This is a genomic window from Salegentibacter sp. (assembly GCF_036568425.1).
Classification (GTDB): domain Bacteria; phylum Bacteroidota; class Bacteroidia; order Flavobacteriales; family Flavobacteriaceae; genus Salegentibacter.
Window position 1 is genome coordinate 1 of the sequence record NZ_DATCSO010000107.1, and the last position, 7,786, is coordinate 7,786.

10 protein-coding genes are annotated in these 7,786 nt (G+C 37.1%); 6 read left to right on the forward strand and 4 right to left on the reverse strand.

Going from position 1 to position 7,786, the window contains the following annotated elements; translation table 11 throughout:
• From VIM94_RS10790 to rlmH, 3 genes are all read right to left on the reverse strand, one after another.
• The coding region (locus VIM94_RS10790; RefSeq protein ID WP_332039314.1) for a DEAD/DEAH box helicase at positions 1-177 on the reverse strand (177 nt) is incomplete at its 3' end.
• 63 nt (positions 178-240) lie between these two features.
• Positions 241-813, reverse strand: a complete 573-nt coding sequence (locus VIM94_RS10795) for a non-canonical purine NTP diphosphatase (RefSeq protein WP_332039306.1) — start codon at positions 811-813, stop codon at positions 241-243.
• A 7-nt stretch (positions 814-820) separates the two neighbouring features.
• A complete protein-coding gene (gene rlmH / locus VIM94_RS10800; protein WP_332039307.1) occupies positions 821-1,294 on the reverse strand; it encodes a 23S rRNA (pseudouridine(1915)-N(3))-methyltransferase RlmH in 474 nt (157 codons plus the stop codon).
• Positions 1,295-1,345: 51 nt separating this feature from the next.
• On the opposite strand from rlmH, the gene nadC reads away from it, so the two are divergent.
• The 5 genes from nadC to priA all read left to right on the forward strand — a co-directional run bounded on the left by nadC (position 1,346) and on the right by priA (position 6,717).
• Positions 1,346-2,203: a carboxylating nicotinate-nucleotide diphosphorylase gene (nadC, locus tag VIM94_RS10805; protein ID WP_332039308.1), complete on the forward strand. Its 858-nt coding sequence runs from the start codon at positions 1,346-1,348 to the stop codon at positions 2,201-2,203.
• Between the two features lies 1 nt (position 2,204).
• Entirely contained in the window at positions 2,205-3,128 is a 924-nt protein-coding gene (locus VIM94_RS10810) for a YihY/virulence factor BrkB family protein (protein ID WP_332039309.1), read from the forward strand.
• Between the two features lie 24 nt (positions 3,129-3,152).
• The gene (locus tag VIM94_RS10815; protein WP_332039310.1) at positions 3,153-3,713 is read left to right on the forward strand and encodes a chalcone isomerase family protein; all 561 of its coding nucleotides are present in this window, start codon (positions 3,153-3,155) and stop codon (positions 3,711-3,713) included.
• 24 nt (positions 3,714-3,737) lie between these two features.
• Positions 3,738-4,172: a DUF2147 domain-containing protein gene (locus VIM94_RS10820; protein ID WP_332039311.1), complete on the forward strand. Its 435-nt coding sequence runs from the start codon at positions 3,738-3,740 to the stop codon at positions 4,170-4,172.
• Positions 4,173-4,263: 91 nt separating this feature from the next.
• Positions 4,264-6,717, forward strand: a complete 2,454-nt coding sequence (gene priA / locus VIM94_RS10825; protein ID WP_332039312.1) for a replication restart helicase PriA — start codon at positions 4,264-4,266, stop codon at positions 6,715-6,717.
• Positions 6,718-6,780: 63 nt separating this feature from the next.
• Here the strand turns inward: priA and VIM94_RS10830 are convergent, their stop codons facing one another.
• Entirely contained in the window at positions 6,781-7,494 is a 714-nt protein-coding gene (locus VIM94_RS10830) for a LytTR family DNA-binding domain-containing protein (RefSeq protein WP_332039313.1), read from the reverse strand.
• A 164-nt stretch (positions 7,495-7,658) separates the two neighbouring features.
• On the opposite strand from VIM94_RS10830, the gene VIM94_RS10835 reads away from it, so the two are divergent.
• Positions 7,659-7,786 (forward strand): 30S ribosomal protein S6 (locus VIM94_RS10835; protein ID WP_332039315.1); only part of this gene is annotated, 128 nt, incomplete at its 3' end.

Below are 7,786 nucleotides of genomic sequence, written 5' to 3' on the forward strand. Positions count from 1 at the left end.
AAATCCAAAAGCAGCTGTTTTTCCTGTTCCGGTTTGGGCCAGGGCCACCATATCGGTGTCTTCATTTAACAAAACAGGAATAGCTTTTTCCTGAATTTCACTTGGGCTTTCAAAACCCATTTCTTCGACTGCTTTAAGAATTGAAGGGTTTAAACCTAATTGTTCAAATTTGTTCATATAAAAATTAAAATAAGCGGCAAAGGTACGGCTTCATGCGCAATAAATCCTTTATGAAGGCTTTTATTTTGAAAGATAGGAGATTAGCGCTCTAAATGCCTTGCTCCGATGACTCAATTCTGATTTTTCCGACAGGCTCATTTCAGCAAAAGTCTTATCAAAACCTTCAGGCTGAAAAACGGGGTCATATCCAAAACCCTGATCTCCACGTGGCTTCTCTATAATTGAACCATTGCAAGTGCCAACAAAAAGATTTTGCTGGTCGTTCAAGTTTAAAGCGATCACTGTTTTGAAGCGGGCCTTGCGGTTGTCCTTATCTTTCAATTCCTGAAGAAGTTTTTCCATATTAGCCCGGTCACTTTTGGTTTCTCCCGCATAACGGGCAGATAATACCCCCGGTGCACCATCCAATGCTTCCACTTCTAATCCTGTATCATCGGCAAAAACATCATAACCGTACTTATGTTTTACATATTCAGCTTTTAATGAGGCATTACCCTCTATTGTATCACTGGTTTCCGGTATTTCCTCTTTACAGCCAATGTCGTCCAGCGAAAGTAAATTGATATAATGGGGAAGGAGGGTTTTTATCTCCTTCATCTTATTCTTGTTGTGCGTTGCAAATACTAAGTCCATAATAGTTTTATTGATGGTGATAAGGTTCGTTTTTTAATATGGTAAATGCGCGATATAATTGCTCTGTGAAAAATAGTCGTACCATTTGGTGAGAAAAGGTAAGTTTAGAAAGTGCCAGTTTTGAATTGGCTCGTTTGTATACATCCTGAGAAAAACCATAGGGACCACCAATAACAAAAATTATTTGTTTCATCCCACTATTAAGTCGTTTCTGAATATATTCTGAAAACCCTACGGAGGTGAATTCTTTTCCTTTCTCGTCAAGAAGCACTACAAAATCTGAAGTTTGGATCTTATCCAGGATAAGTTCCCCTTCCTTAGTCTTCTGCTGGCTTTCATCCAGATTCTTAGCTTTTTTAAGATCGGGAATTATCTCAATTTCAAATTTTATATAGAACTGAAGACGTTTCTGATATATTTCTATAAGTTGTTTCAACTCGGTGCTATCGGTCTTGCCTATGCATACTAATTTTATGGTCATTTCCTTAATTTAACGCAGACTTTCCTACTTTTACAAAAATAAGTATTGCAAATGATCTCAAAAGACCAATTTGAAAAAGAAATAGATTTAATTATAACCAATGCCTTAAGAGAAGATGTAGGAAATGGAGATCACAGTTCTATGGCCTGTATTCCCGAAAATGCTACGGGGAAGGCCAAACTCTTGGTTAAAGATAACGGTATTATTGCCGGAGTGGATTTTGCCCTTAGGGTTTTTAATAAAGTAGATCCCAATTTAAAAACTGAAGTACTTATAAATGATAGTAACCAAATTAAACGCGGTGACATTGCATTTTATGTAGAGGGGAATTCTCAATCAATTTTAAAAGCAGAAAGGCTTGTTCTTAATGGGATGCAGCGTATGAGTGCCATCGCTACAAAAACCAGGCAGTTTGCTGATATATTAGAGGGTACCAAAACAAAAATTCTTGACACCCGAAAAACCACTCCCGGAATTAGAGCTTTGGAAAAATGGGCAGTAAAAATAGGAGGGGGGCAAAACCACAGATTTGGACTTTATGATATGATTATGCTTAAGGATAATCATATAGATTTTGCCGGCGGAATTACCAGGGCGATTCAGAAAACCAAAGAATACCTTCAAACAAATGATCTGGATCTTAAGATTATTGTAGAGGCAAGAGATCTTAATGAAATAGAAGAGATATTGGAGTCCGAGGGAGTTTATCGTATATTAATAGATAATTTCAACTACAACGATACCCGAACAGCTGTAGAAATGATCAATGGAAAATGTCAAACGGAATCCAGCGGGGGTATAAGCCTTGAAACTGCCCGAAAGTATGCCGAATGTGGCGTAGATTATATTTCGAGCGGAGCCTTAACACATTCGGTTTACAACAAAGATCTTAGTTTAAAAGCTATATAATATGGCTCTTGATAAAGCATTTGAATCTAAACTGGAGCAATTTTCAAATTGGTGGGAAAATAAAACCAGGACGATTGTATTGCCGGGTTTGGAAGGCTTATCCCTTTATGATCTCTGGGAGATTTATTCAGGAGGAATAATAAAAGGAACATTTTCTACACGTGCCAGCGCCATTGCTTTTAGTTTCTTTATGGCCTTATTTCCTTTTTTGCTTTTTATGCTGAACTTGATACCCTATATACAGTTTATAGATGATTTTCAGCTTCAGTTTTTAATATTTATGGATTCGCTTTTGCCGCCGCAAACATCTGTGTTTTTCAATGATATTTTTCTGGATATCGCTAATACTCCTCGCGGGGGGCTTTTATCAGTAGCATTCATTTTATCCATATTTTTAATGACTAATGGGGTAAATGCAATTTTTACGGGGTTTGAATTCTCTTACCATACCAATACCAACCGTTCCATTATCAGGCAATATATTATAGCTGTAGGGGTTTCCCTTATCATGGCACTGTTGTTGCTCATTACAGTAATTCTGGCGGTTTATTTAACCTATGCCTTAGATGATCTTAATGAAATGGGAGTAGTTCCCAAGGACGGTGTTGGGGCACAACTTATAAAATACAGTGCTTTTGTATTGCTAATTTATATAGGAGTAGCCACTTTATATTATTTTGGAACTAAAGAAGCCAGGAAAGCAAAATTCTTTTCGGTAGGCGCTCTTTTTACTACTATTCTCATTTTGATTACCACTTATTTGTTTGGATTGTATATTGAGAATTTTTCTTCCTATAACGAATTATATGGATCTATAGGAGCCCTCTTAATTTTAATGGTATACATTTGGATAAACTCTAACATATTATTACTGGGTTTTGAACTTAACGCCTCTTTAATAAAATTGAAAAAGAATTTTAAATAACTTTAATCCATAAAACCACACAAAATGAAAAAAATAATATTTTTATTAATTGCTGTTTTCAGCATTTCTCTTGGTCAGTCCCAAACCGAAGTTGGCGGGGCCACTTTACCCAATAATCTTGAATACGGTTCAGAAGGACTAATTTTAAATGGAGCTGGAGTCCGTGAAAAATTTTGGATGGATATGTATGCCGGCGGGCTTTACCTTCAGTCTAAATCTTCTAATGCAGCTGAAATTATGAAGGCCGATAAACCCATGGCTATTAAATTACATATTGTTTCTAAAATGATTACCAGTGAAAGAATGATCGATGCTATTAATGAAGGGTTTGATAATGCCACTAACGGGAATACCGCCTCAATTTCTTCAGAAATAGCTAAATTCAAGAGTTTCTTTGATGAACAGATCAATAAAGAAGATGTTTTTGATATTGTTTATATTCCAGCAGATGGAGTGACCGTGTATAAAAACGGGAAGAGATCAGGAAATATCAAGGGACTGGAATTTAAACGAGCCCTTTTCGGAATCTGGTTATCTGATAAACCCGCCGACAAAGACCTGAAAAAAGGAATGCTGGGAAAATAATTCCCCGACAAAATAAAAATTGCTATGAAAATTAATATGAACCTGTTCCTGCTTTCTTTATGCAGTTTATTTGCCTGTTGTGGAATGCAAGCACAAAGCATCTTTGGAAAATGGCAGGTGACCAATGATGCCGGAAAAGTAAACTCTATCATTGAGATTTATGAGAACGGTGGAGAGGTTGCAGGAAAAGTTGTACGGATTATGAAAAAAGAGGATCGCGACCAAACCTGTAATAAATGCAGTGGAGAACTTAAAGGGAAGCCTATCGAAGGTCTCGAGGTGATTAGCGGTTTTGAAAAAGACGGTGAGGAATATACGGGTGGAACTTTAATTGACCCCAAATCGGGGAAAGAATATAAAGGAAAGATTTGGCTGGATGAAGACGATCCCAATAAGCTAAATGTAAGAGGATACGTAGCCTTTTTTTATAAAACTAAAACTTGGGAGCGTGCAAAATAGGCTCTCAAGAACAAAATGATAAAAAACCATTCTATTTTAGGATGGTTTTTTACTTTTATAAATCCTTATAATCTATCAAATCCTGGTGTAAATGCCCTATTTTGTTGACGTAATCCTTCCTCTGCCTTTAGATAAGCGTTTTACTTATGAGCTTTTAGAGGAAGAAGCTAAATTCCTGAAACCGGGAATGCGTGTTGCAGTACCTTTTGGAAAATCTAAGATTTATACCGGGATTGCAGCAAACATCCATCAAAGGCCACCAGAGGTTTATGAGGCAAAACCTATTCATCAAATCCTGGATAAAGAAGCCTTGATTACCCTCAAACAATTAAAATTCTGGAAATGGATCTCTTCATATTATATGTCTACTGAAGGAGATGTGCTTCGGGCTGCGCTTCCCGGTGCTTTTTTACTTGAGAGTGAAGGGATAATTCAGTTAAAAAATAAAGAAACTCTGCCGGAAACAGATTTAAGCGACGATGAATTTCTTCTAGTGGAAGCACTGCAGCGACAATCTTCTTTGAAGATCCAGGAGGTAATGAAGTTACTCGACAAAAAGACGGTTTTGCCTATAATAAACAGGCTTATTGAAAAAGACATTCTGATGCTTAATCAGGAGATTTATGAGCAGTACAAACCCAAGAAAACCCGGTTTGTAAAACTGAGTGGAAAATATCGCGAAGAAGCTTCAATGCATGAACTATTGGATTCGTTAAGCAGGGCACCCAGTCAGCGGGAAATTATGTTAACCTATTTCAGCTTAACGGCAAAAAGCCGTAAACCGTTGAAATTGAAAAGCCTTCTTAAGCAAAGTAAAGCTTCGCCGGGAACTTTAAAAGCTCTTATAGATAAAGGTATCCTGGAAGAATTTCAACAGGAGACCGACAGGGTTAGTTTTTCAGGTGAAATCACCTCAAAAGAGATAGTTTTTAACAAATTTCAGCAGGAAGCTTTTGTAAAAATAAAAGAACACTTTGCAGCAAACAAGGTAGGTTTGCTGCATGGCATTACTTCCTCAGGAAAGACAGAGATTTATATTCAACTTATTAAAGAGGTGCTGGCAGCGGGTAAACAAGCCTTGTACCTGCTTCCGGAAATTGCTCTTACCACGCAACTCATCCAGAGGTTACAACATTATTTTGGCGAAAAAGTCCTGGTTTACCACAGTAAATATTCGGTTAATGAACGAGTGGAGATTTTTCGTAAAATTCTTAACCATCGGGATTCAGGACAGGTGATAATTGGTGCCCGGTCCTCTGTCTTTCTCCCTTTCACTAAGCTGGGCTTAGTGGTGGTAGACGAAGAACACGAAAGTTCTTTTAAGCAATATGATCCTTCCCCGAGGTATCATGCAAGGGATGTGGCAATAGTCTTAGGCTCATACTTTAAAGCGAATATTTTGTTAGGTTCTGCTACGCCGGCATTGGAATCTTATTTTAATGCGCAGCATGACAAATACGGTCTGGTGGAGCTAAATAGAAGATTTGGTGAGGTGCTGGTTCCAGAAATTGAAATTGTTGATATTAAGACCAAGCATAAAAAGAAACGGATGACCGGCCATTTTTCCGACCGGCTTCTGGAAGAAATAAAAGCAACATTAAAGGAAGACGAACAGATAATCCTTTTTCAAAACCGGCGGGGATTTTCACCAATTTTGGAATGTAATACCTGCGGTCATTCCCCTCAATGTCCCAACTGTGATGTGAGCTTAACCTATCACTCGAATAACAACCAGTTGCGTTGTCACTACTGCGGGTATCATATCGCGATGCAACAAAAATGTATGGCTTGTCACAGTACCGATATTTCAACAAAAGGTTTTGGAACAGAACAGATAGAAACGGAATTGAAGGCTTTATTTCCCGACCATAAAATAGCAAGAATGGATCAGGATACCACGCGGGGTAAGTATGCGTTTGAAAAAATTATAAATGCTTTTGAGCAACAGGAGATCGATATACTTGTAGGGACCCAGATGGTGACCAAGGGTCTCGATTTCAGGCATGTTAATTTAGTAGGAATTATGAATGCTGATAATTTGTTAAATTTCCCCGATTTCAGAGCTCATGAGCGTAGTTTCCAATTGATGTTGCAGGTTGCCGGAAGAGCAGGAAGAACAAAAAAACGTGGCAAGGTATTGATCCAGAGTTATAATCCAAATCATCAAATCATTCAACAAGTCTCCACAGGAGATTACGCAGCCATGTACAAAGAGCAACTTGAGGAGCGTTATAATTACAAATACCCGCCTTTTTACAGAATAATTCGGTTCACTTTAAAAAGCAGAGATTATTCTACTAATAATACCGCCGCCGATTGGTTGGCTAAATCGCTTACCAATGTATTTGGGGAATATGTTTTAGGTCCTGAATTTCCTCCTGTAGCACGAATTCGGAATGAATATTATAAAAACATCCTGCTGAAAATTCCGCAGCAACAGAGTCTTGAGAAAACCAAAGAAGTAGCCCATAAAATCCTGTTGAGTTTTAAGGCAATTGGGGCTTTTAGAAGTGTAAGAGTGGTGGTAAATGTAGACCCTGTATAATGAGAATCTAATTTTTAGCGCTTTCTATAACGGTGTAGGGTGTGGAATTTAAATTGTAAAAACTTAATGAATCTGACTTAGAGCTTCAACCAGGTCACTCTTTTTATGTCTGCTAAGCGGAAGCTGTTGTTTATCTATTTCAATATTTTTACTATTATAACGCTCAATCTTATCTAAATTCACAATATAAGATTTATGTGTGCGCAGAAATTTATCGTTGGGTAACTGCTCTTCAAAAGACTTCATTGTAGCCAGCACCACAAAATTTTCTTTTTCGGTTACAAACTTAACGTAGTCGCCTAATGCCTGAATGTATTTTAATTTATTCAGGAAAACCTTTCTGTTTTTTAGATTGCTTTTCACAAAAATAAATTCTTCATCCTCAGGATTAACCGGTACCTGATGTTTAAGTTTATATAGATTAATCGCTTTACTAACGGCATTATTAAACCGCTCCTTGGTGACCGGTTTGTGAATGTAGTCTATCGCATCATAATCAAAGGCTTTAAACGCATATTGGGTTTTACCGGTTACAAATATAATTTGAGGTTTGTTAGGAAGGTCATCAAGCAGTTCGAAACCCGAAAGAATAGGCATTTCAATGTCCAGAAAAATAAGGTCGGTTTCGGTATCCAGTAGGCCGTTTTTGGTTTCGATGGCGTTATTGTACTCAGCCACTAACTTTAAGTTAGGATGGTCTTTAATCAGCTTTACAATAGATAATCTTTGCAAACTGGAATCATCGACAACAGCACATTTGAGTAAAATTTCTTCCACGGTCAGTTAGGTTAAGTAATAACAATATTAAACATTAAATTTATTAATTACAAGTTATAGGGTACATTCATTAGGATTAAATGCACTTTATCTATGTGAAAGGGCTTTGATAATAGAAATAATAATTCTACTTTTGCACCCAATTTAATTAAAAGTAATTTTATATGAATCATTATGAAACTGTTTTCATCTTGAATCCCGTTTTATCTGATGAGCAGATAAAGGAGACAGTTCAGAAATACGAAGAATTTCTTGTTTCTAAAGGTGCCAAGATGATATCAAAAGAAGACTG